Genomic DNA, 23,536 nt, shown 5'->3' with positions numbered 1-23,536 from the left:
CTCATAAGGCGAAGAACCCGTTGTCGGGTTGCTTTCCACCGATGATGCGCGGGTCTTCCTTGGCAAGCACATCGAACAGCGTTGTGAGATCGGCGCGGGCCGTAGTTGCGCGCGCAACGACAAGGTTGCTGTATTCTATGGAGCGTTCGATGACTGTCGCAGGAAGGCCGAATTCCGGGGCTGCAAGGCCTGCAGCTGCGGAGGGATCCTTGATCACAGCCGTCACAGCGGTCTCGAGCGCCTGTTGTAGAGCGACGATGCCGTCAGCCCCGATCTGCGCTGTGAGCTTATCGGTCACCGCAAGTCCCGCCTGTGGAATCGTCGCGCTTCCCGTAGCCCTTGTCCAGACTTTCTGACAATCGATGGCGTGTTCGAGATTCTTCCACGCTGTCCACTTGGCGCGCATAATGGAGCCGGTGCTCGCCGGCTCAGTGAGGAGCGCTGCGTTCACGCGGCCTGAAATCAGCAACTGCACTGCTTCCGGCGGTGTTCCTGAATACTCGATTGCGATGTCCGACGGATGAAGACCTGCCGCTGCCAGCAGGCGGCGGAAAATGAGATCGGGCATATCGTTGCGGAAGGGTACGGCCACGCGCATGCCTTTCAGGCTGGCGATATCAGTCACCGTCCCGGATGGCGCCACGACGTAGAGCAGACCGCGCGTCATCACATTGGCGAGCCGCACTCCGAGTCCGCGATTGTAAAGGTTGGCGGCGACGTTGCTCGGAACGACCACCGCCGTCATGTTGCCGGAGCTGAGGCCGGCCCGCATTTCATCGGGCGTTTTCCAGGCCTTGAACGACGCGCCGGAAGCGAAGGGCTTGAGAAGTCCGTCCGCGATGGCTTGCGCCAGGATGATCGAAGGGGCGGCGGGCGGTCCCCACAGCGTCAGCGGCTCGGCGGTACGACCAATGCGTGGACATGCAAACATCGCTGTCGAGGCGGTTACGAATGTGCGGCGATTCAGCATGGAAACTTCCTGTCCTGGATTTCGGGGTGCCTAGAACTTTGCCTTGATGCCTCCGTAATAACCTCGCCCGTCGCCGGGCAGGAACGCTGCCTGATCCGGCCGCGCCACATCGACGATCAGTGTCGATGAGGCGTAGGTCTCGTTGAACAGGTTGGTGACTTCCGCGAACAGCGTGAAATGCTGGTTGAGCTTGTATTCGGTCCGCACATCGACGACGGCATACGGATCAGCAAACAAAGTGTTCATGTTGTCGACCGGCGTCTTGTCGGGACTCCATCGCACCGCGCCTTGAAGTCTCCACGCGTCGGTCGCCTGGAATTGCAGCATGGCGTTGATGAGATGGCGGGGTGCGCCGGCCAAGCGATTGTTGCCGCGCACCGGATCGTCCTTGAAGCGGAAATCCTGATAGGTGTAGGCGACGCGGGTGGTGAGCTGTTTGGTCAGCTTCGCGCCGCCTCCAAGCTCGATGCCGAAATGCGTCGTCTTGTCGGCGTTGATAGCGCCGATCGATGCGCCCGTTGCATCGCGCAGGCTGAGCAGTTCGTTGTTCACCCAAGAGTAGTAAACCACCGCATCCCACGAGAAGACGTTGCGCTGGCCGCGCCAGCCGCCTTCGATGGTCGTTGCGGTCTGGGCTTTCAGGTTCGGAGTAAGGAATGCGGCGGAGACTAGGCCGGGATTCCCGGGAGCCGGACGGCCTGCGCTGCTGTTGGGCGTGCCGTTGATGGTTGCCAGCAAATCGTCATGCGTCGGGGGCTCGAAGCTGCGGCTGACCGCGGCGAAGATGGTCTGATTGCTGTCGGGTCGATAGCTCAGGCCGAGGCTCGGATTCCAGCCGCTGTATGTCCTGTTGTAGTTCGTGCTGACAGTCGGGACAGCGCCGTTGGGCAGCAGCATCGTAGGATTGGCCGGATTGTAGGCGATCGTCGGGCGTGTCGCGAGATTGTAGGTGTCCTTGTTATCGCGCGTTGCATAGGCGTAGGAAATCGCGGGCGATAGGAAGACCGATTGCCAGACAGGGAGGTTCAGGCCCGAATAGAGCGACAGCGTCGTCGCATCGAGTTCGCTCTCGCCGAATTTGGCGCCGGTCCTTCCGCCCTGATTGATGTAATTGCCGCGATCCGCGGAGCCGATGGTGTATTGCGCCGTGCTCTCGAACAGTGGCAGCAGGCTCGCCGCGTCCGGCTTGTAGGCGTATCGCACAAGACCGGTGAAGTCGCCGCCCGTGGTGGTCCGCACACCTGATGAGATTGGGAACCGGAACATGTCGTCGGTGTAGGTGTAGCCGAGCGCTACATCGTAGATGTGGGCGTCAAAGGTGGCAGTCGTCCGCGATCCGATCAGGAACTGGCTGGCCTCGCGTCGCGGCTTGTCGCGCACGACATTTGGTCCCGGATTGATTGAGGTGCTGGGCGGGATGAAGGTCGGCCCGGTGGCGACCTGCCGCGGATTGCCTTCCATCATCGCTTTTGTCAGCGGCCCCGCGACGTCGAATCCGAGATCGGTATAACCTGCGAAAAAGCGCGTGGTCACGTTCTCCGACAGTTCGACGCCGATATTGCCGTTCACGCTGATGCGTTGGGATTCATTGTAGTCGCGGAAGCCGTCGCGCCGGCTGATGTCGGCCTGGATCAGGGCGTCAACATTGTCCTTCTTGCCGCCAGCCTGCCCCCCGAAATTGAATTGTCCGAAGCTGCCTCCGCTGATCACGGCTTTCGTGCCGGGTGAATTGGATCCCGTCGGCGAGGCGAAGTTGATGGCGCCACCGAGCACGGTCGCGCCGAGCCGGTTGGCCATGTAGCCACGATAGACTTCGATCGAATCAGCCTGCTGTGGATTGGCGAAGCCGACGATGTAGGAGCCATCAGCACGGTTGATGGGAAGGCCGTTCTGAAGAACCAGGATGCCGCGTTCGACGGGGTTCTGTTGAAGGCCCGATCCGCGAATCTGGACGCGCGGCTGATCGTTGCCGCCGAAGAAATCCTGCACGACGACGCCGGGAACGCTGCTGAGGGCCTTGGACAACGTGAGATTGGCTGTCTCAGGCATTTCGTTCGCGGTAATCAACCCAACTCCACCCGGAAGCGCATTCAATCGCTCACGCAAGGAGCCCGATGATACATTTTGCGAGCTTTCGACGTTGATCGGATCGAGAGTCATCGTCGCGCCCGGCGTTGCAGATTGTGCAAAGCAAACTTGGCCGGTGGTCGTGCACAATAACATCGCGATTGTCAGTGGTGTGATGATCTGCGATGGCGCCGTCGGCAAATGCGTCTCAGTCGCAATCGCGTGCCGCAAAACTTCCTGCTTCATTCCAGTTGCCCCAGTTACCATGCAGCGTGATTATTTAGATCGGTTCTAAAAGATACATATCAAATATATCTTTTATGGCAAAATCCACATGACAAGAGATTTGTCAAATGTCGCGCGGGTGCACTATCGACCTGACATGAATTGTCGAGATTGATCTGGATGGCAGTTGGGCTGTCTGGATCAGATGTCGTTTACGGGATTTTTATCCGCCATTGTTTGCTTTGAATCAAAGAACGGAGATTCGCCCCTTACATTTGATCGATTATAAATTATGGTTTTCCGGAATATCATGTTGAAAACATGAGCATCCAGCGCACGTAAATCTCGGATTATCGCGTGGATGTTCCCGAAGCGCACCAACGACTGGGCATCGGGCTACTGTTCTTGTACCGCCATCAGATGCGTCCCATTGATGATCGGCGGCTTGGTGAAGCGTTTCCTTCCACCACCTCATCGAATTGCGGCCCTCATTAATCATATCAGCATCGATGGATATCGGCGCGCTTTGCGGCAGCGCTGGGTCGGTCGCTGCTATGGAGATGATCCTGGCGTCAAAGCCGGAAGATGGAGACGCGTATCGAGTGCGAAGGCTTCCTGAATGTGCTGCTGGTATGCGCCTGTCGCCTTGGTCGGATCGAAGATCAGATTCCAGCTATGGGTGGACACCGCGCTTGGAATGACGACGAACTGGTGCTTGGTCAGAAGCGCATCACCGAACGCCTGCTGTCCTGCGCTTGGGATTCCGGGCCGCAGCCAGTTGACGTTGGGAACGTCGGCAGGCTGAACCACATGAACGCCAGACACGTCGACGACATGAAGTGCGGTCAGGACATGTGGCAGCGTGTCGAGCGCTTTGAAGCCTTTGTGAACCGCGACTTCGAGGATCGCGGTCGCGGGATCGAGGGCGCTATAGACGACGCGAACACCTTTGCTGTTCCATCGGCCGCCGAACTGGAAAGCCCCTTCGCCACTATCGCAGGTCGGCGCGAAGCGCGCCTGATCGAGGCGCCAGGCGATGAGATGGCTGCCTCCCAACGGCACTGGCAAAGGCGTCATGCATAGACGCCGTATGCGAGACGTTCGAGATATTGCTCAACAAGTTCGATGCCCGCTGGCGTGGCAAGCAGGTCGATCGGGCGGCGCTGGTCAAGGCCGATAGCCGGACGCTCGAGCCACTGCTCGGCCTCTCCCTGCGAGCCGAATACGTCCGTGGCCTTGGCCAGGATTTCGGCAAACTTCCAGGTTCGCCCGCTTTGTTCCTGGCTGAGCGGCTTGGCGGGAGCGTCCTTGCGCCGCTGAAAGGTGCGAAGGCTCATTCCGACGGCTTTTTCCAGCGAGTCCGTCTTGTGAATCACGAGGAGTCCGTGAATGAGGTGGTTCAGCGCGGATCCGGGCAGCCCATGCACCAACAGCTCATGGGCGTCGAGGGAGCTTGTGATGGGGCGCGACAGGATGCGCGGCCCGCCAAGCAGTTCGGCCACTTTCTGCAAGTGATCCCCTGGCCCTTTCGAACCCGGTTTTTCGGCGGCGACGGCCATGGTGGCGCCCCTCTGACACGTGTCACTTAAATATGTGTCATATGTCGCAATAAATCAAGTATGGCGGGGGCCTAGTTTCCCGCGAAAGAGCTCTTGCATCGTGCTGACTGCGGTGCGGGCGCTTACGATGTCGGATCGTCGATGAGTCGCTGCGGACGCGCGAAGACAGCGAGTTGCTCCTTGTCGTCCATGACAATCTCACGTCCTCGAATCCGCACACCGTACTCGGTTAGATACGCAAGGCTTCGCGATAGGTTTTCCCGCGTGGTGCCAATGTGTGACGCCAGCGTGCCGCGGTCGAATGGAATCACGACATTTCCTTGATCAATGTCCTTCTGAGCCTCGGCCAATATCCAGTTGGCCAGCCGTTCGACGCTCGACCGTGCCATGTATCCTTTGAGTTTCTTGACCGATCCGCGGTAAGCGAGCGCAAGTTCTTTTGCGACCATGCGGGCAAAGGCGACGTCCTGATCGAAAATCTCACGGGCTCGCTTTGCGGGAATCAGCAGAACGCGTGATTCAACCAGCGTTCTTGCCGAATTCAAATAGGGTTGGTCGCTGACGATGGCTGCAAGAATGAAAGTCGACACCGGATTGACCAGTGAGATCCCCCACTCTCCACCATCCTGCTCGGTGTAAATCTCGGCGAGGCCGTCGATCAGCACATGAAGGAAGTCGGCCTGATCGCCTTCATGGATCAGGACGACACCGGCTGGAAATTGCTGAAGCAATGCAGCATCCAGCAGACGCTCCAGATTCTCTAGACTCATTTCGGCAAACAGCGGCAATTTCCGCAACTGTTGGAGTTCATGGGGACGCAATGGCATCGCTCCGCTTCAGGGTCGCTGATGGATTGTGATGTTTATCAATTCAAAATGCAACAAACGTCATTTCGCAATGCACAAAACATCAAGCAGCAATGCCTATTTTCATATAAGTCACCGCTGACCGGCCCCAGCTTGATCCAGCGCAAATCAATTCCGGCCTCAAGAGGCGATCTCCAACCCATACGGGTTTTGGGGATGCACTATGAGCGGGTCAAGTCCAGTCGGTACGGCTCCAGGTCGGGCGCTTTGGCTTTCGACCATTGCTTTCACGATCTGCTTTGCAGTTTGGACGATCTTCTCGATCATCGGCATCCGCATCAAGCAGGATCTGGGCCTTAACGAAACCCAATTCGGACTTCTGGTTGGCACGCCCATCTTGAGCGGATCGCTAATTCGGCTGGTCCTCGGTGTGTGGACCGACCAGTACGGTGGCAGGCGCATCTACACCGTTGTGATGCTGGCGGCTGCGATTGCCACCTATCTGCTGACATGGGCGCATACCTATCCGCAGTTTCTGATCGCCGCGCTCTTCGTCGGCATAGCCGGTGGCTCGTTTGCGGTCGGCGTCGCCTACGTCTCGCGCTTCTACCCAGCAGGTAAGCAGGGTACGGCGCTTGGCATCTTCGGCGCGGGCAATGTCGGCGCTGCAGTCACAAAATTCGTGGCGCCGTTCGTGCTGGTTGCTTATGGATGGCAAACCGTTGCGCAGGTGTGGGCGCTGGCGATTGGCGCGATGGCCATTATCTTCTGGCTGTTCTCGGAAGAAGATCCGGTTGTGCTCGCGCGCCGGAAAAATCATGAGAAACCGAAGAGCGCGTGGCTGGAACTCGAATCTCTCAAAAATATTCAGGTTTGGCGCTTTGCGCTTTACTACTTCTTCGTTTTCGGCGCGTTCGTCGCTCTTTCGCTGTGGTTGCCGCAGTATCTGATTAACGTTTACGGCGTGAACATCAAAACCGCGGGCATGGTCGCGGCCATGTTCTCGTTTCCCGCCAGCGTGTTCCGCGCATATGGCGGACACCTGTCGGATCGGTATGGCGCGCGCCGGGTGATGTACTGGACACTCCTCGTCGGCGTTCTTTGTACGTTCATCCTGTCCTATCCGCCGGCCGATTACATCGTGCGGACCGTGTCCGGGCCGGTGAGTTTTCATATGGAAATGGGCCTCGTGCCCTTCACCGTCACTGTGTTCGTGCTTGGCTTCTTCATGGCGCTTGGCAAGGCGGCCGTCTTCAAGCACATCCCGGTCTATTATCCCAAGCATGTTGGTGCGGTTGGCGGCCTCGTCGGGATGATCGGCGGCCTCGGCGGCTTTGTGCTTCCGATTGTGTTCGGTGCGCTTAACGACCTCACCGGGTTGTGGACGAGCTGTTTCATGCTGCTGTTCGTCCTGGTCGCAGCCTCGCTTGCCTGGATGCATCTTGCCATCCGGCAGATGGAGCGCGGTGTTTCGGGCGAGGCACTGAGAAAGTTGCCCGAATTCCCTGAAATGGAAGAAATCCACAAGCCGGAACATGTCGGCGCTCTGTCCGGCGTGGTGTTGACCGACTGGCGTCCTGAGGACAAGACGTTCTGGGATACGACGGGGCGCGCCATCGCGCGGCGCAACTTATGGATATCGATCCCTTCGCTGCTGCTGTCGTTCGCGATCTGGCAGGTATGGTCGGTGGTCGTGGCGAAGCTGCCAGCGGTCGGCTTCAAGTTCACCACGGCGGAGTTGTTTTGGCTGGCTGCGTTGCCAGGTATTTCCGGTGCGGTGCTGCGCATCTTCTATTCGTTCATGGTGCCGATCTTCGGCGGACGGCTGTGGACGACGCTCGCGACTTGGTCGTTGATGATCCCGGCTGTCGGCATCGGCTATGCCGTGCAGAACCCGTCGACTCCTTATGCCCTTTTCCTCGTGCTGGCGCTGTTGTGCGGGCTGGGCGGAGGAAACTTCGCTTCTTCGATGGCGAACATCTCGTTCTTCTTCCCGCGTTCCGAAAAGGGGAATGCGCTCGCGCTCAACGCCGGACTCGGCAATCTCGGGGTCAGCACCGTGCAGTTCGTGGTGCCGCTCGTGATCACCGCGGGCGTGTTCGGCTGGTTCGGCGGCGATCCGGCGATGGTGACAAGCGGCACGCAGCAGGCGCCGCTCTGGTTGCAGAATGCCGGCTTCATCTGGGTGCCGTTTATCGCGGCGAGTGCCTTCGCCGCCTGGTTCGGAATGAACGACATTGCTTCGGCGAAGGCCTCGTTCGCGGATCAGGTCGTGATATTCAAACGCAAGCATAACTGGATTATGTGCTGGCTTTATACTGGCACCTTCGGCTCGTTCATCGGTTATGCGGCGGGCTTCCCGCTGCTGGCGAAGACGCAGTTTCCGGCGATCGATGCAATGCCGTTCGTGTTCCTGGGACCGCTGGTGGGTGCCTTGTCCCGGTCGGCCACCGGCTGGATCTCCGACAAATGGGGCGGAGGCCGCGTCACGCTGTGGGTGTTCGTGGCGATGATGATGGGCGTCGTCGGGATTCTCTATTTTCTCGGTATCAAGGATCAGCCGGGCGCGTTCTGGGGCTTCTTCGCCATGTTCCTGTTTCTGTTCTTTGCGACGGGCGTCGGCAACGCATCGACCTTCCAGATGATCCCGAACATCATGCGCAAGGAGATTGACCGCTTGATGCCAGGAGCTGACGTCACGACGCGCATGCGTCAAGCGGAGAAAGAGTCGGCCGCGATTACGGGCTTCACTTCGGCGATTGCTGCATTCGGCGCATTCTTCATTCCGAAATCCTACGGAACGTCGATCGATCTCACCGGCGGCGTACAGGCTGCGCTGTGGGCTTTCTTCATCTTCTATGTGACGTGCGTACTGATCACCTGGGCCGTCTACACTCGCAGAGGCGGCCTGCTTCATGACATCGAACGGCGTGGCGTAACAACGTCCGTCCCACAGCCAGCTCAGTAAGGAGAAAAACGATGAGCCATTTCCTTGACAGGCTTACGTTCTTTACGCGAGCCAAAGCCGAATTTTCCGGCGGTCACGGCATCACGACCACCGAGGACAGATCGTGGGAGGACGGCTATCGGAAGCGCTGGCAGCACGACAAGATCGTTCGCTCCACGCACGGCGTCAATTGCACGGGGTCTTGTTCGTGGAAAGTCTACGTCAAAGGCGGCATCGTCACCTGGGAAACCCAGCAGACCGATTATCCGCGGACGCGGCCTGATCTGCCAAATCACGAGCCGCGCGGATGCGCGCGGGGCGCAAGCTATAGCTGGTATCTTTACTCCGGAAACCGCGTGAAATATCCGCTGGTGCGTTCCCGGCTGCTGAAGCTGTGGCGCGACGCCCGGGTGATGATGACGCCGGTAGCGGCATGGAAGTCGATCGTTGAGAATCCTGACAAGCGCGCCTCCTATGTCAAGAAGCGCGGTCTTGGCGGCTTCGTGCGCGCAAGCTGGGACGAGGTCAACGAGATCGTCGCAGCCGCGAATGCCTACACCGTGAAGAGCTACGGGCCGGATCGCATTTTCGGCTTCTCACCGATTCCGGCGATGTCCATGGTGAGCTATGCCGCCGGCGCGCGGTATCTTTCTCTGCTCGGTGGCGTGTGCATGTCGTTCTACGACTGGTATTGCGACCTGCCGCCGGCATCGCCGCAGACATGGGGCGAACAGACCGACGTGCCGGAAAGCGCCGATTGGTACAATTCGGGCTTTCTCATCCTGTGGGGCTCCAACGTTCCGCAGACGCGTACGCCGGATGCTCATTTTTACACCGAGGTTCGCTACAAGGGCGCCAAGAGCGTCGTGATCTGTCCGGATTATTCGGAAGCGTCTAAATTCGCCGATCTATGGGTTTCGCCGAAGCAGGGCACCGATGCCGCCCTCGCCATGGCGATGGGTCATGTCATCTTGCGCGAATTCCACATCGATCGGCAGGCCAAGTACTTCAACGACTATGCGCGGCAATACACTGACATGCCTATGCTGGTGCGTCTGGTGAAGCAGGGTGAGTACTATGTGCCGGAGCGCTTTATACGTGCGTCCGACTTCGACACCACATTGGGTGAAACCAATAACCCGGAATGGAAGACCGTCGCCTATGACGAGAATTCCGGTGAGATCGTCGCTCCGAATGGAACGATCGGTTTCCGCTGGGGCGAGAAGGGTAACTGGAATCTCGAGGAGAGAACGGCGGATGGGCGGGAGACGAAACTCCGGCTGTCGCTGATGGACATCCAGGATGACGTTGCTTCAGTCGGCTTTCCGTATTTCGGCAACCGCGAGCACGATCATTTCCTTGGCACCGATCATCCTGACGTGCTGATGCGTAACGTGCCGGTGAAGGCGCTCCAGCTGGCGGACGGCGAAACACTCGTCGCATCTGTGTTCGATCTGTTCGTCGCCAACTACGGTGTCGATCGCGGTCTGGGCGGTGCGCATATCGCCGCAAACTACAACGACGTGGAGCCCTACACGCCGGCTTGGGCGGAAAAGATCACCGGTGTGCCGCGCGATCAGATCATCACGGTGGCGCGAGAATTTGCTTTGAACGCCGAGAAGACGGGCGGGCGCTCGATGGTGATCGTCGGTGCCGGGTTGAACCACTGGTACCACATGGATATGAACTACCGTGGCATCATCAACATGCTGGTGATGTGCGGATGCGTGGGCCAATCTGGCGGTGGCTGGTCGCACTATGTCGGGCAGGAGAAGCTGCGCCCGCAAAGCGGGTGGCTGCCGCTCGCCTTCGGCCTCGACTGGAGCCGTCCGCCGCGCCAGATGAATTCGACCTCGGCGTTCTACGCTCACACCGATCAGTGGCGCTATGAGACGCTCGACGTGAAGGAAGTTCTGTCGCCGACGGCGCCAGCAGGTCCGTGGGATGGTGCGCTGATCGACTATAATGTGCGTGCCGAGCGCATGGGCTGGCTGCCATCCGCGCCGCAGCTTCAGGCCAATCCGATCGAAGTGTCAAAGCGGGCCGCGGCATCTGGCCTGGAAGCCAAGGATTATGTCGCGAAGGCTCTCAAATCAGGCGAGTTGAAGCTTGCGTGCGACGATCCGGATAATCCAAAGAACTGGCCGCGCAACATGTTTGTCTGGCGCTCCAACCTTCTGGGAGCGTCCGGCAAGGGTCACGAATATTTCCTGAAGCATCTGCTTGGTACCAGCCACGGGGTGATGGGCAAGGATCTCGGCGAGGACGGCAAAAAGAAGCCGAGCGAAGTCGTCTGGCACGAAGAAGCGCCGGAAGGCAAACTTGATCTTTTGGTCACGCTCGACTTCCGCATGTCCACGACCTGTATGTATTCGGATATCGTGTTGCCGACGGCGACTTGGTACGAGAAGAACGATCTCAATACCTCCGATATGCATCCGTTCATTCATCCGCTGACGGCGGCGATCGATCCGGTGTGGGAGTCGCGCAGCGACTGGGAGATCTACAAGGGTATCGCCAAATCGTTTTCCAAGGTGGCGCCCGAAGTGCTGGGCGTGGAAAAGGATGTCGTTCTCACTCCGATCATGCATGATACGGCGGGCGAGATAGCACAGCCCTTCGACGTGAAGGACTGGAAGAAGGGCGAGATCGATCCGATCCCCGGCAAGACCATGCCGGCGGTCACCGTGGTGGATCGCGACTATCCGAACATCTACAAGCAGTTTACGTCGCTCGGACCGCTGATGGAGAAGCTCGGCAACGGCGGCAAGGGCATGAGTTGGAACACCGAGCATGAGGTCGATCTGCTCAAACACCTGAATGGCGTGGTGACCGAGGAGGGGCCGAGCAAAGGTCTCGCGCGCATCGATACAGACATCGATGCCTGCGAAGTCCTCCTGAGCCTCGCGCCTGAAACCAACGGCGAGGTTGCGGTCAAGGCTTGGAATTCGCTCGGCGGATTCACTGGTCGCGATCATGCCCATCTCGCGATCCCGAAGGAGGATGAGAAGATTCGCTTCCGGGATGTGGTCGCGCAGCCGCGCAAGATCATCTCGTCGCCGATCTGGTCCGGACTGGAGTCGGAAAAGGTCTGCTACAACGCCTGTTATACGAACGTCCACGAATTGATCCCCTGGCGCACGCTCACCGGGCGTCAACAACTCTATCAGGATCACCTGTGGATGCGGGCCTTTGGCGAGGGCTTCTGCGTCTATCGGCCGCCGATCGACACCAAGTCGGTCAATCCCGTGATCGACCGCAAGCCGAACGGCAATAAGACGATGGTGCTGAACTTCCTCACGCCGCACCAGAAATGGGGCATTCACTCCACCTACACCGACAACCTGCTGATGCTCACGCTGTCGCGCGGCGGGCCGATCGTCTGGATCAGCGAAACAGACGCGAAGGGCGCCGGCATCGTCGATAACGACTGGATCGAGGTCTTCAACACTAACGGGGCACTGGTGGCGCGCGCGGTGGTCTCCCAGCGCGTCAAGCAGGGCATGTGCATGATGTACCATGCCCAGGAGAAGATCGTGAACGTGCCCGGCTCCGAGCAGACCGGTCAGCGCGGCGGTATCCACAACTCCGTGACCCGTATCGTGCTCAAACCAACGCACATGATCGGCGGATACGTCCAGCAGGCGTACGGCTTCAACTACTACGGAACCGTCGGCTCGAACCGCGATGAATTCGTCGTCGTTCGCAAGATGGCAAACATCGACTGGCTCGATACGCCGCTCGACGCAACCACACCCGGCCTGGAGGCTGCAGAATGAAAATCCGTGCCCAAATCGCGATGGTGCTGAATCTCGACAAGTGTATCGGGTGTCACACCTGCAGCGTAACATGCAAGAACGTCTGGACCAGCCGCGAAGGCATGGAATACGCGTGGTTCAACAACGTCGAAACCAAACCCGGCATCGGTTATCCGAAGGATTGGGAAAATCAGACACGTTGGAAAGGCGGCTGGACGCGCAAGCGTAACGGCTCGATAGCGCCGCGGATCGGCGGCAAGTGGCGCGTGCTGGCGAATATTTTCGCAAATCCGGATTTGCCGGAGATCGATGACTACTACGAGCCGTTCACCTACGACTATGAACATCTGCAGAAGGCCCCGGAGATGGCGGCGATGCCGACTGCTCGCCCGCGCTCGCTTATTTCCGGCGAACGCATGGAAAAGATTGAATGGGGTCCGAACTGGGAGGAAATTCTTGGCGGAGAATTCGCAAAGCGTTCGAAAGATGTAAATTTCGACGGCGTGCAGAAGGAGATCTACGGTCAGTTCGAAAACACCTTTATGATGTATCTGCCGCGGCTGTGCGAGCACTGCCTGAATCCGACCTGCGTTGCGGCGTGTCCTTCGGGCGCGATCTATAAGCGCGAGGAAGATGGCATCGTCCTGATCGATCAGGACAAATGCCGCGGTTGGCGCATGTGCGTCTCGGGATGTCCCTACAAGAAGATCTATTACAACTGGTCTTCGGGAAAGTCGGAGAAGTGCATTTTTTGCTATCCGCGGATCGAGGCCGGTCAACCGACCGTGTGTTCCGAAACCTGCGTCGGCCGCATCCGCTATCTCGGCGTCGTGCTCTACGATGCCGATCGGATTGCCGAAGCGGCCAGCACACCTGACGAGCGCGACCTGTATCAGGCTCAACTCGACGTTTTCCTGAATCCCAACGATCCGGCGGTGATCGCGGAGGCAGAACGGCAGGGCATTCCCCATGCATGGCTGGAGGCCGCTAAGATATCGCCGATCTGGAAAATGGCGATGGAATGGAAGGTGGCGTTCCCGCTGCATCCTGAATACCGCACATTGCCAATGGTGTGGTACGTGCCGCCGCTGTCGCCCATCACCTCGGCCGCGTCTGCCGGCAAGATCGGCTCCGACGGTGAAATGCCCGACGTCAAGTCGCTGCGCATTCCAATGAGGTATCTCGCCAACTTGCTGACAGCAGGGGACGAGAAGCCGGTGACGCTCGCGCTCGAACGTATGCTTGCGATGCGCGCCTTCATGCGCGCCAAGACGATCGACGGGGTCGTCGATGAAGCGATTGCACGGCGGGTCGGACTGAAAGCCGAACAGATCGACGAAATGTACAAGATCATGGCGATCGCAAACTACGAAGATAGGTTTGTCATTCCGACGGCCCATCGCGAAGTGGGCGCCGACGCCTACGATATGCGCGGCTCCTGCGGCTTCACGTTCGGTAACGGATGCTCGGGTGGCGAAACCGAAGTTAATCTGTTCGGCTCACCGCGCAAGGACAAAACTCCGATGGAGGTCATGTGATGAAGACGTTCAAAATCCTTTCGGCGCTTCTCACCTATCCCTCCCAGGATCTGATTATGGCGGCTCCAGAATTCAGAGCGGTTCTGGATTCGGAAAATCTCGTGCCTGCCGCCCGGCGGCGCGCGCTTGATATTCTTATCGAGCAAATCGCGACTGGTGAGCTTTACGACCTTCAGGAGGATTACGGTCTGTTGTTCGACCGGAGCCGTACGCTTGCCCTGCATCTGTTCGAACACGTTCACGGTGAAAGCCGCGACCGGGGCCAGGCCATGGTCGATCTGAAGAAGCTCTACGAGGATGCCAGCTTCTCAATTGCCGCCAATGAACTGCCGGACTTTGTGCCGTTGTTTCTCGAATTCCTGTCGACGCAGCCAGTGGCGGCGGCGCGTGATCTGCTCGCTCAGCCGGCACATATTCTAGCCGCAATGGCCGAGCGGCTTGGCCGGCGCAAATCCAGCTATAGAGCCATCTTCGATACGCTTGTGGCGATCGTTGCCGTAGCGCCGCAACGAGAGATTGTCGATGAACTCCTGAAAGGTCCCGATCCGGATCCAATGGATTTCGCTGCGCTCGATGCAGCGTGGGAAGAAGAGGAGGTCAGGTTTGGCCCGGGCACGCAAGGTCAGAGTGCGTGCGGGCATGAAAGCCTTGCCGCCCGCCTTCGTCATGCCACGCGCGCGGTCAAACCCGCGCCGTCAGCCCTCTAAAGGGAGGCAACAATGATGCAATCGCTCAACTCTATCGTCTTCGGCTGGTATCCCTACCTTTGCTTCACAGTGTTTCTGCTCGGGAGCCTCTTTCGGTTCGATCGCGAGCAGTATACGTGGCGTACCGGATCGAGCCAGTTGCTGCGACGTCGTCAGCTGATGTGGGGTTCGAACCTTTTTCACGTTGGCATCCTGGTGATCTTCGGCGGCCATTTCGTCGGCCTGCTGACGCCGATCTGGGTGTTCGACATGATGGGCATCTCGCACAGCTTCAAGCAGATAATGGCGATGGTTGCTGGCGGCGTGGCGGGCCTGATGTGCCTTGTCGGCATTACTCTGCTGACCCACCGCCGATTGTTCGATCCGCGCATCCGCGCCAATTCGTCGTTCGGTGACACCGCGATCCTGCTGATCCTGTTCGCGCAGTTGCTGCTCGGTCTTGCCACCATTCCGCTGTCGGCCGGCCATCTCGATGGTCATGAGATGGTGAAATTCATGAACTGGGCGCAGGCCATCGTCACGCTGCAGCCGGATGCCGCTCAGTATGTTCTCGACGTGCACCCGATCTTCAAAGCACATCTGACGCTGGGCATGACGATCTTTCTCGTCTTTCCATTCACGCGCCTAGTCCACGTCTGGAGCGCTCCGGTCTGGTATCTCGGCCGGCGCGGCTATCAGGTGGTGCGCAGCCGCACCGGTGGCCGGGTTGCCCCGCCGCCGGTCCAACCCGCGGAGTAGATTCATGGATTGCTCAGTTTCGAATGTCTTGCCGAAGCCGAAGACGATCAGTGTGAACGGGGTGCTTATTCCCCGGGAGGCGATCGCTAGGGAAGTCCAGAACCATCCTGCCGAAAAGCCAATTCTGGCGTGGCAGGCGGCGGCTCGTGCCTTGGTCGTGCGGGAACTGTTATTCCAGGAAACCGCGCGCCTTGGCGTCGAGGCGGAGCCCCTCAGCGATCCCGATGGCCGCATCGAGACAGCGGACGAGGCTGCGATGCGGACGCTGGTCGAGCGTGAAGTCATCACACCCGAACCGGACGAAGCGGCCTGCAGACGGTTTTACGAACAGAACCGCCAGCGGTTTCGCTCGGGAGATCTTTATGAGGCAGCTCACATTCTTGTCGCCGCCCCGCGTGGCGACGTGGCTGCGCGTGGCGAGGCGCGGGCGACTGCCGATACGATCCTTGCGGCCGTGAAATCGGACCACGCCGCTTTCGCGGATCTTGCCACCAATCATTCTGCTTGCACGACGTCGGCATTGGAGGGTGGGTACCTGGGGCAGATCACTCACGGACAAACCGTGCCGGAATTCGAGGCGGCACTGGAACGGATGCAGCCAGGCGATATTGCGATCGTCGAAACCCGTTATGGCTTTCATGTCGTGCGTCTTGATCGTCGCGCGGAAGGGCAGATGTTGCCTTTCGAGATCGCACGGGAGCGGATCGCCGACTATCTGGCATTCAGCGTCGAACATCGGGCGCTCGCGCAATACATCTCGATCCTTGCGGGCCGGGCCGAGATTACCGGCATTTCGCTCGCGGCCGCGGACACGCCACTGGTCCAGTAGAAAGGAACGCCGCATGCAACTCGGTGAAATTATCCGTGGCTTTGACGACGAGGTCCATGCGGCGGAAGCGCTGATTGCCTGCGGCGACATCGTACTGTTGGCGCGTGTCGATGCCATGATGCACCGGTTCGGGGAAAGCGTCGGCGAATATGCATCGGGGGCCGTGCGACGTTTTGCAAACCTTGCCGGCAGCGAAGACTGGCTAGGCCTTATGAATGCTCTCGAACGTACCAGTGATCCGGGGGCGGGTTGTCTGACGTACATGATCGCTTGGTCGCTGCAGCAGGACGAAGCCCCGCCGGCTTCTCACAACGATATGGACCATGCTCATGCGGGATGCACGTGTGGAGGAAGCGGAGGCTGTTCATGAGTCTCGGACGCGACAACCCAACCAATCTCACGGAATCAAAGCCGCTCGCACGGATCGGCATTCTTGTTGTCTCTGATCGCGCGAGCCAGGGTCTCTACGACGACAAGAGCGGGAAGGCTGTTAATTCCTTCCTAGGAAAGGTCATTCGGTCGAACTGGATCGTTATCTTCAAGATTATTCCTGACGGCGCGGAAAGCGTTGCTAATGCGCTGATCGAATTGTCGGATCGCGAAGGTTGCGATCTTGTTCTGACAACAGGCGGGACCGGACCTGCTCCACGCGATCTCACGCCCGAGGGAACGCGCATGGTCATCGGTCGCGAACTGGTTGGTTTCGGTGAATTGATGCGGCGAGTCAGTTTAGACCACGTTCCAACGGCCATTTTGTCGCGTCAAATCGCCGGTACACGCAATCATTCCCTGATCGTCAATCTGCCCGGTCGCCCTGCAGCCATCGACGTCTGCCTGAACGCGATCTTCCCTGCGATCCCGTATTGTCTTGAGCTAATCGGGGCGCGTCCAATCGAGGTCAATTCCGATGTTTGCATTGCATTCCGGCCCGGCGCCTGATTTGACGCGGCAGCACGAACCGAGCCTTGCCGCGATTGTCTACGCGAACGACGAATATCCGGATGCGATTTTCAAGTGGATCGTCAGCGAATGCCGCTCGCGCAATCTGGTTCTCTCAGGAGTTCTGCAACACCCGGTATGCGAGGGATCCGATCGGCGCTGCGATGTGCTGCTCGAAGATCTCGCCAGCGGTCACCGCACTCCGCTTTTTGACGACCGCGGCGCAGGCGCGAGGGGATGCCGTCTTGATGTGGCGGCTCTGGTCGATGCCTCCATGAAGGTCGAAAGAAGCCTCGAGAATGATCCTGCCCTGCTTGTGCTTAACAAGTTTGGCAAGGTGGAAGCCGATGGCGGGGGGATGTGCGGTCTGATGGCGAAAGCGCTTGAGCGCGGCATCCCGGCCATTATCGGAGTGCCGGCGCGCAACCTAGATGCCTGGAGAAATTTTGCCGGCGAATTTTCGACCGAGCTTTCGGAAAATGCCGATGAAATACGAAAATGGCTTGGAGAACTCTATTAGAGAGTTCCGTCATGGTTGCGCACATACCAATTCACAGAACCGGCATTTGCTTTTGCAGATTGCCTTGTTCCGATATCAAGCGGAGCGAGTTGACTGATTGGTTCCGGTTGTTCGATCCTGTCTCCGGCTGCGCCCTAACTCCTGCCGAAGAGCATCGAATGTCTCGGCATTAGGACAATACTCGTGATAGTTCTTTAGCGCCGTGCCTGCGGCAAGTTCACTTTGGCATCGGCTTGTCGCCAAACATTCGGAACAAACGACACTTATGTCGCGAGCTACGCCGCTATCGAATGATCTGATTTTATTCATATCGAGTTCAAGCGCATACATAAGACGTCGTGATTGATCGTCGGTGCGGCCGCCGCGTGCAATAAGTCGCCCCAAGACATCCTCGGGTAGTCCAATATCCCGCGCCAACTCACCCCGCTGAATCCTATCGAGGGATCTAAGCTCACGCACAGCTATCCAACGGGAAAGCCGCCGCCTCAGAGTCTCAGCGAAATCATAAGCCATGGGCCATCCTCCAGTTTCGTATACTATGGCATGCAACAAAGTTACGAACTTTGTTTTGGCGCAAACTAGAGTGTCAGAAAGCCGCGGAGGATTTCGCGCGTGAGTATCGCACCGTGACGTCATATGAATTGATCTGGATCAATTAGGAGACTGAGAATTCGCAGATAATGCGACGATCCGCTCGTGTCTTATGTGTAGTTAGCTGTTGGTTAGGGGAACTGGGAAGTGCCAGAATGCGGGTCAAGCATCCATCCTGGAGCAGCCTGATGCCGCAGTCCGCCCTCCCGCGATTGTCCGGTGACTGTCCGCGCCGTTGTCTGCATTGCTGGGCGCGCGCGCTCAGCTTGTGCGCAGCGCTCGGCTCAGTCGAACTCCACGACCTAGAAAAATTAGGTAAGGAGACCCGCTTCGCATCGAAGGAATCCTTGTTTTCGGAAGATGAGAATGCCAGCAAGGTCTATAGTCTGACGCAAGGCGTCGCGCGTTTGTATAGACTGTTGCCCGACGGACGACGCCATATCGTCGGGTTTGCATTGCCCGGAGATTTCTTGGGAACGACACTTTCCGATCGCTACAGTTTCTCGGCCGATGCGATTACACCGATTGTCGCCTGCCGGTTTTCCAAGGAAGGGTTCTCGCGCTTCGCTGATGACAAACCAAATATGTTGCGCCGAATGAATGAGTTCGAGGTGCGTGAGCTTCATTTGGCCCGTAACCAGATGCTTCTGCTCAGTAGCCGTTCGGCGGAGCAGAAGGTCGCGTTGTTTCTCATTGGCTGGCGCGACCGCATCGCACGGCTTGGGGAGGAGCCGAAAACCTTGCCATTGCCCATGAAGCGCCGGGACATTGCGGACTTTCTTGGCCTGACAATTGAAACGGTGAGCCGCACATTCACCCAGCTTGAGCGGGAGAAAGTCATCATCAATGTTCCGAAGGGATTTCGCTTGCTGAATCTGGCGCGCGCAGAAGCTCTGGCGTGGACGTGATGAATTGTCCGACATCGGAAATTTTGAGAAGAGATTGATTTCGCTCAAAGACCTCGCATCCTGATCCGGCATACTGCCGCTTGACGAGACGAGATTTTCATGCCGGTCGACGGCGAGCCCGATTACGCATCATCTGAAAGACGGCAGCATTCGCCATATGTCAAACAGAAAGCGTTACGGCTTGAGGAGTTAACGGCGGTGCCGCGACTGACGGTGACAAAACCAGAACTGATGCCGGGAGGAAGCGACGCACTCTTTCGCAAATGTATTCTTGATTTTCTAGCATTCAGTGCGCGGGTGAGCCAGTGCCGCGCGGGTTTTGGCGAACGGTTTGGAATTTCGGGTGTCGCCTATACGACGCTGATATCGATCGCATACCTACAGGGAGAGAGGGGGGTAGGCGTCAGCCGTATTGCCGAGCACCTTCATGTATCGGGTGCTTTCGTCTCGATCGAAGTATCGAAGCTCGTTGAGGCGGATCTTGTCAAAAAGCGGATCAACAAGAATGATAGGCGTCGCGTTCTGCTGACGGTGACGCCAATAGGGAGGCGGTTACTCGACGATCTCGTCAGTGTGCAAGCCCCTGTTAACGACGCGCTTTTTGATTGTCTGAGCGCCGCCGAGTTTCAGCAACTGTCGTCGATGATGGAACGTCTTGTGCCCTGTGGCGACCAAGCGGCTATGCGAATCGGCTCGTTACCGCGGCGAGCATCATTGCCGTCATGACTGCTGACCATAGCCTTGAGTGATCAATGTCGACGGCATTCTCTCTTCGCGAGGCACGCAAAACGTTGCTGAGATTCAAGAAGAAAGATAAGAAGAAATACATCGACGTATTCAAGAATCTCTACTATCGAACTGGAAAATCGACCGAGGGCACCTGCAACAACTTTCATTGTTCGAGAGCAGACTGACTATGGTCCGGCTGTCCGGCCGAACCAAACGATCGATTTCCCCTCGCTTTGCTCTCCGTTATCCCGCCACATGGCGGACCGCGGCACGCGCCAGAATACGCACCTTCTGGTTCAGCGGGAAACGGCCGAAGTTGGTTTTGACCGTCCCGGTGGTAAACGCCGTGCGCTTCGAGTAATCGATCCGTACATCCACGATCACTGGCAATCCGCTGCGCGAAACTTCATTCGCCTTATGGAGGACATCGGCAATCGCCGCGTTATCCTGCATGTGCAGATAAGTCGCACCGGTGGCCAGCGCAACGCCTTCGATATTCAGCGTTCCGAGCTTGGTGCAGGGCTTGCGTTTGTAAGGGATTTGCTGCGCTTGCGCGATCTGCGCCAGTTCGCCATCGTTGAACACATAATATATGACGCCCAGATTATTCATGGCCGCCGTTAGTATTTCCATGCACGTCATCAGAAACGCGCCGTCGCCGACGATCGTTTGTACAGACCGGCCGGGATGAGAGAGCTTGGCCCCGATCGCCGCCGGCACCGCGTATCCCATGCAATTGAAATCCGTCGGGAGGATCACGCTTTTCGGGGAATGAATCGGCATTAGCTCCGCCGTGAGGAAGGTGTGATTGCCGTCGTCGATCACGATGATGCCGTCGTCGGGGGTCTGGTGCCGGAGTTCATCGAAGAAGCGCGCCGGATTGACGAGACCCGCAACATCGTGGTCGTACCAGGTCGCGCGATAAGCGATCTTGTCGCGCTGAATCTGCTTTCGCAACGACGTCTGCTGCCAATGCCGCGGCACGCTGGCCTCTAGCTGGATCAGCAACTGCCTCAGCACTGTTCCGGCATCATCCGCGATACTGACTTTGGCCGGGTAGTTCGCGTTGAACACCTCGGAGTTGATATCGATATGAATCAGGTTTTCCGGCACCTTCACGCCGTAACTCCCGGTGGCGATTTCCGAGAAGCGCGTGCCGATAGCCAGAAGACAATCGCAATCCCTGAATGCGTTCTGCGCCGCCGGCACCGCTGATGCGCCGAAGCCGAACCCCACATGCAGAGGATGGTTGCCCGGAAAAGACGACAACCCCTGCAAGGTCGTCGCGACCGGTGCTTCCAGCCACTCAGCAAGGCGCACGACCAGATCTGTCGCGTCGCGCGCGCCCCAGCCGACAAACACACCCGGGCGTTTGGCGTGCCGCAGCATTTCGGCCGCAGTGACGATGTCCGACACAGCCTCCACCGGCGGCCGCGCCGGCGGCAGGTAGCGCGGTAGTTCGCCCACTTCCTCTGTCATCAGCAGGATGTTGACCGGCAACTCGACGAATACCGGCCCCGGTTCGCCGTGGATGGCGATCGCGTAAGCCTCGAACAGGATCGGTACGACCTGTTCGTGGCTGGTGACGTGGAAAGTCGCCTTGGTCAGCCCACTCATGAATTTTTGGGAGTCCATCTGGTGTAGCTGATAGCGATAGTCCATGTCGGTCCGAGGACCGCCGCTGATGACCAGCATAGGCACGCCATCCAGGAACGCCTCACCGATGCCGCTGCTGGCGTGAGTTAGCCCCGATGCGGGCACCACAGTCAGCACGCCGATCGAGTCGGACAAGCGGCTGACAGCGTCGGCCATGAATGCACCGCCGCCTTCATGGGTCACCAGCACCGGCGTGATCTGATTTGAATTATTCAGTTCGTCGTAGAGCTCCGTCGTATGCACGCCAGGAATGCCGAAGGTGAACCGCGCGCCGATCTGCTCCAGCGCATAAACAGTGAGCCAAGCTCCAGTTCTTTTCATCTTTTCCTCCCGAGCTTCAAGAATTGAACTTGCCGCTGATCGCAGCGGCAGCGGCGCGGCCGGACAGTATACAGCCGCCGAGAAACGTTCCTTCCAATGCACGTAGTCCATGCATGCCGCCGCCGCCGAAGCCGGCCGCCTCGCCGACCGCGTACAGACCGTCGATCGGCTGCCCGGCAGCGGCGAGCACGCGGCTTTGCAGGTCGGTTTGGATCCCGCCCAGACTCTTGCGGCTGGTAATGAACTCGCGAACGGCAATCAGCGGTAGTGCCTTTGCATCGCGTATCGGTTGGAATTTACATAATCTCAGCCGGTCGCCGCGATATTGCCGCAACGCGCCGATGCGACGCAGTTGTTCGTCGTTCATCAGGCTCGGGCCACGCACGATAGTGGAATCATAATGCCGGACTGCGTCTTCAACGGCGGTCAGTTGCACCGCCTGGTCACCCTGCAACGCATTCATTTTTTCTACGAGTTCCGGCAGCGTTACTGCCGTCACGAAGTCGAGGCAGTGACTGAGCATTTCATTCACCAGCCACCGGTTGCCGAACAGGATGTCGCGCAAGAACGCGAATGGCTTCCTGTCGCGGATCGACGGATTGAATTCGGCGCCCGACACGGCCAGTTCCTTCAGCGCAATGCGCAGGTTCATGATCTGCCATGAGTACTGCTTCTGCTGGGCGCAGATGTCGGTCACCAGCCGCCGGGTGTCGAAGCCGGACACCAGCGGCTGCGGTCCCATGCGCTCGCCGCGCCAGTTGAGCCACAACGCCGAGCGCGGCGGCACCAGCGATAGCCCGTGATGCGGTTTGCGCGGGCGCGGATGATGCACTCCGGCAGCATAATTCCACATCTTGTCCATGTGGGTCAGCGTGCCGCCGACCGTCGTCACCGCGTCGTGAAGGCGGCCGTCGGCAAAACGGTGTGAGCCATTCAGCAACTGCGCGGGCGGCATATTCCAGTCGCGATGCCAGCTTTGTCGCACCCGTTCCAGATCGCCATTGATGCCACCGGCGGCCACCACCACCCGCTCCGCGCACGCCTCGAACGGGGTCTGGTTGTTTTCATCGACCCCGGACGCACCGTCGACGCCGCCGTCGCGCATCAGCAGGCGATCGACCCGATGCTGAAAATGGATGGTCAGCCGGTCGGCGTTGGCATGTTCGCGCAACGCCGCGATCAGTCGCTCCGCCAACCTCTTGCCGGTCCCCCACACCACATGAAAGCGCGGAACGGAATTGCCGGGACGGAATTCGCCACGCTCAACCCAGTTGATGAGCGGCAGAAAGCGCACACCGTAGCGGCGCACCCAGCGATGGACATCCGATGTGCTGCGTTGCACGTAAGCCTCGGCCCACGCCTTGGGCCATGTATCGTCAGAACCGAATTCGGCGAAGCTGTGCCAATCGCGAAGCGCCAGGTCGGTCGAGTCGCGGATGCCCTGGCGGCGCTGCTCCGGCGAGTCGACGAAAAACATTCCGCCGAAACTCTCGCGCGCCAGACCGCCGAAGACAGATTCCTCGTCCCGATCGAGCAATACCACCGACTTGCCGCTGTCGAGCAAATCGAGCGCGGTGGTGATCCCCGCGATCCCGCCGCCTATGACCAGTACCTCACTGCGATACACGCGCATCTGCTTCTCTCGTCCGGCTTTTCGTGTCAGTATCCATGCAACAAGAAACCCATCGTAACTAATCGCCTCAGGGGCGGCATTGTCCGCGCAAACAA

Annotated in this window: 18 protein-coding genes; 11 read left to right on the top strand and 7 right to left on the bottom strand. The window is 58.7% G+C overall.

Going from position 1 to position 23,536, the window contains the following annotated elements; translation table 11 throughout:
- Position 1 precedes the first annotated feature (1 nt).
- From HNQ36_RS19505 to HNQ36_RS19485, 5 genes are all read right to left on the bottom strand, one after another.
- Positions 2–970: an ABC transporter substrate-binding protein gene (locus HNQ36_RS19505; RefSeq protein ID WP_184087741.1), complete on the bottom strand. Its 969-nt coding sequence runs from the start codon at positions 968–970 to the stop codon at positions 2–4.
- 30 nt (positions 971–1,000) lie between these two features.
- Positions 1,001–3,193, bottom strand: coding sequence for a TonB-dependent receptor family protein (locus tag HNQ36_RS19500; protein ID WP_246395459.1), 2,193 nt, complete (start codon positions 3,191–3,193; stop codon positions 1,001–1,003).
- Positions 3,194–3,814: 621 nt separating this feature from the next.
- Positions 3,815–4,339, bottom strand: a complete 525-nt coding sequence (locus HNQ36_RS19495; protein ID WP_184087737.1) for an RES family NAD+ phosphorylase — start codon at positions 4,337–4,339, stop codon at positions 3,815–3,817.
- The gene (gene parS, locus HNQ36_RS19490; protein WP_019198805.1) at positions 4,336–4,821 is read right to left on the bottom strand and encodes a type II RES/Xre toxin-antitoxin system antitoxin; all 486 of its coding nucleotides are present in this window, start codon (positions 4,819–4,821) and stop codon (positions 4,336–4,338) included. Before parS ends, HNQ36_RS19495 begins: the two co-directional genes overlap by 4 nt.
- A 122-nt stretch (positions 4,822–4,943) precedes the next feature.
- Positions 4,944–5,591 carry a cyclic nucleotide-binding domain-containing protein gene (locus tag HNQ36_RS19485; protein ID WP_246395446.1) on the bottom strand — a complete coding sequence of 216 codons (648 nt, stop codon included), beginning with the start codon at positions 5,589–5,591 and terminating at the stop codon, positions 4,944–4,946.
- A gap of 259 nt (positions 5,592–5,850) precedes the next feature.
- Here HNQ36_RS19485 and HNQ36_RS19480 point away from each other — a divergent pair, with 259 nt between their 5' ends.
- The 11 genes from HNQ36_RS19480 to HNQ36_RS19430 all read left to right on the top strand — a co-directional run bounded on the left by HNQ36_RS19480 (position 5,851) and on the right by HNQ36_RS19430 (position 19,828).
- Positions 5,851–8,595, top strand: a complete 2,745-nt coding sequence (locus HNQ36_RS19480) for a nitrate/nitrite transporter (protein WP_184087735.1) — start codon at positions 5,851–5,853, stop codon at positions 8,593–8,595.
- Between the two features lie 11 nt (positions 8,596–8,606).
- Positions 8,607–12,353: a nitrate reductase subunit alpha gene (locus HNQ36_RS19475; protein WP_184087733.1), complete on the top strand. Its 3,747-nt coding sequence runs from the start codon at positions 8,607–8,609 to the stop codon at positions 12,351–12,353.
- Positions 12,350–13,870: a nitrate reductase subunit beta gene (narH, locus tag HNQ36_RS19470; RefSeq protein ID WP_062312637.1), complete on the top strand. Its 1,521-nt coding sequence runs from the start codon at positions 12,350–12,352 to the stop codon at positions 13,868–13,870. Before HNQ36_RS19475 ends, narH begins: the two co-directional genes overlap by 4 nt.
- Entirely contained in the window at positions 13,870–14,577 is a 708-nt protein-coding gene (gene narJ / locus HNQ36_RS19465; protein WP_184087731.1) for a nitrate reductase molybdenum cofactor assembly chaperone, read from the top strand. The genes narH and narJ overlap by 1 nt, the downstream gene beginning before the upstream one ends.
- A 12-nt stretch (positions 14,578–14,589) precedes the next feature.
- A complete protein-coding gene (gene narI, locus HNQ36_RS19460) occupies positions 14,590–15,315 on the top strand; it encodes a respiratory nitrate reductase subunit gamma (protein ID WP_184087728.1) in 726 nt (241 codons plus the stop codon).
- 4 nt (positions 15,316–15,319) lie between these two features.
- Positions 15,320–16,144, top strand: coding sequence for a peptidylprolyl isomerase (locus HNQ36_RS19455; protein WP_184087726.1), 825 nt, complete (start codon positions 15,320–15,322; stop codon positions 16,142–16,144).
- 13 nt (positions 16,145–16,157) lie between these two features.
- On the top strand, positions 16,158–16,514 hold the full coding sequence (locus HNQ36_RS19450; RefSeq protein ID WP_184087724.1) for a hypothetical protein: 357 nt from the start codon (positions 16,158–16,160) through the stop codon (positions 16,512–16,514).
- Positions 16,511–17,083 (top strand): molybdopterin adenylyltransferase, encoded by a 573-nt coding sequence (gene mog, locus HNQ36_RS19445; protein ID WP_184087722.1) that lies wholly within the window; start codon positions 16,511–16,513, stop codon positions 17,081–17,083. The genes HNQ36_RS19450 and mog overlap by 4 nt, the downstream gene beginning before the upstream one ends.
- Positions 17,052–17,603 carry a DUF2478 domain-containing protein gene (locus HNQ36_RS19440; protein ID WP_184087719.1) on the top strand — a complete coding sequence of 184 codons (552 nt, stop codon included), beginning with the start codon at positions 17,052–17,054 and terminating at the stop codon, positions 17,601–17,603. The genes mog and HNQ36_RS19440 overlap by 32 nt, the downstream gene beginning before the upstream one ends.
- Positions 17,604–18,382: 779 nt before the next feature.
- The gene (locus tag HNQ36_RS19435) at positions 18,383–19,102 is read left to right on the top strand and encodes a Crp/Fnr family transcriptional regulator (RefSeq protein ID WP_246395445.1); all 720 of its coding nucleotides are present in this window, start codon (positions 18,383–18,385) and stop codon (positions 19,100–19,102) included.
- A gap of 99 nt (positions 19,103–19,201) precedes the next feature.
- Positions 19,202–19,828, top strand: coding sequence for a MarR family winged helix-turn-helix transcriptional regulator (locus HNQ36_RS19430; protein ID WP_184087715.1), 627 nt, complete (start codon positions 19,202–19,204; stop codon positions 19,826–19,828).
- A 246-nt stretch (positions 19,829–20,074) separates the two neighbouring features.
- Here the strand turns inward: HNQ36_RS19430 and HNQ36_RS19425 are convergent, their stop codons facing one another.
- Positions 20,075–21,808 carry a thiamine pyrophosphate-binding protein gene (locus tag HNQ36_RS19425; RefSeq protein WP_184087713.1) on the bottom strand — a complete coding sequence of 578 codons (1,734 nt, stop codon included), beginning with the start codon at positions 21,806–21,808 and terminating at the stop codon, positions 20,075–20,077.
- A 16-nt stretch (positions 21,809–21,824) separates the two neighbouring features.
- Positions 21,825–23,441 (bottom strand): FAD-binding dehydrogenase, encoded by a 1,617-nt coding sequence (locus HNQ36_RS19420; protein WP_184087711.1) that lies wholly within the window; start codon positions 23,439–23,441, stop codon positions 21,825–21,827.
- Between the last annotated feature and the right edge of the window lie 95 nt (positions 23,442–23,536).

Origin of the sequence: Afipia massiliensis, from assembly GCF_014203115.1 — a bacterium.
GTDB lineage: Bacteria > Pseudomonadota > Alphaproteobacteria > Rhizobiales > Xanthobacteraceae > Afipia > Afipia massiliensis.
Note: the sequence above shows the minus strand (reverse complement) of the source record. Positions and strands in the feature narration are given on the sequence as shown.

Coding starts and splice junctions, on each gene's coding strand:
- HNQ36_RS19480 (WP_184087735.1), top strand. CDS start 5,851: ATGAGCGGGTCAAGTCCAGTCGGTACGGCTCCAGGTCGGGCGCTTTGG.
- HNQ36_RS19440 (WP_184087719.1), top strand. CDS start 17,052: ATGTTTGCATTGCATTCCGGCCCGGCGCCTGATTTGACGCGGCAGCAC.
- narH (WP_062312637.1), top strand. CDS start 12,350: ATGAAAATCCGTGCCCAAATCGCGATGGTGCTGAATCTCGACAAGTGT.
- HNQ36_RS19430 (WP_184087715.1), top strand. CDS start 19,202: ATGCCGGTCGACGGCGAGCCCGATTACGCATCATCTGAAAGACGGCAG.
- HNQ36_RS19420 (WP_184087711.1), bottom strand. CDS start 23,441: ATGCGCGTGTATCGCAGTGAGGTACTGGTCATAGGCGGCGGGATCGCG.
- narI (WP_184087728.1), top strand. CDS start 14,590: ATGATGCAATCGCTCAACTCTATCGTCTTCGGCTGGTATCCCTACCTT.
- narJ (WP_184087731.1), top strand. CDS start 13,870: ATGAAGACGTTCAAAATCCTTTCGGCGCTTCTCACCTATCCCTCCCAG.
- parS (WP_019198805.1), bottom strand. CDS start 4,821: ATGGCCGTCGCCGCCGAAAAACCGGGTTCGAAAGGGCCAGGGGATCAC.
- HNQ36_RS19475 (WP_184087733.1), top strand. CDS start 8,607: ATGAGCCATTTCCTTGACAGGCTTACGTTCTTTACGCGAGCCAAAGCC.
- mog (WP_184087722.1), top strand. CDS start 16,511: ATGAGTCTCGGACGCGACAACCCAACCAATCTCACGGAATCAAAGCCG.
- HNQ36_RS19455 (WP_184087726.1), top strand. CDS start 15,320: ATGGATTGCTCAGTTTCGAATGTCTTGCCGAAGCCGAAGACGATCAGT.
- HNQ36_RS19505 (WP_184087741.1), bottom strand. CDS start 970: ATGCTGAATCGCCGCACATTCGTAACCGCCTCGACAGCGATGTTTGCA.
- HNQ36_RS19495 (WP_184087737.1), bottom strand. CDS start 4,339: ATGACGCCTTTGCCAGTGCCGTTGGGAGGCAGCCATCTCATCGCCTGG.
- HNQ36_RS19450 (WP_184087724.1), top strand. CDS start 16,158: ATGCAACTCGGTGAAATTATCCGTGGCTTTGACGACGAGGTCCATGCG.
- HNQ36_RS19425 (WP_184087713.1), bottom strand. CDS start 21,808: ATGAAAAGAACTGGAGCTTGGCTCACTGTTTATGCGCTGGAGCAGATC.
- HNQ36_RS19485 (WP_246395446.1), bottom strand. CDS start 5,591: ATGAGTCTAGAGAATCTGGAGCGTCTGCTGGATGCTGCATTGCTTCAG.
- HNQ36_RS19500 (WP_246395459.1), bottom strand. CDS start 3,193: ATGTTATTGTGCACGACCACCGGCCAAGTTTGCTTTGCACAATCTGCA.
- HNQ36_RS19435 (WP_246395445.1), top strand. CDS start 18,383: ATGCCGCAGTCCGCCCTCCCGCGATTGTCCGGTGACTGTCCGCGCCGT.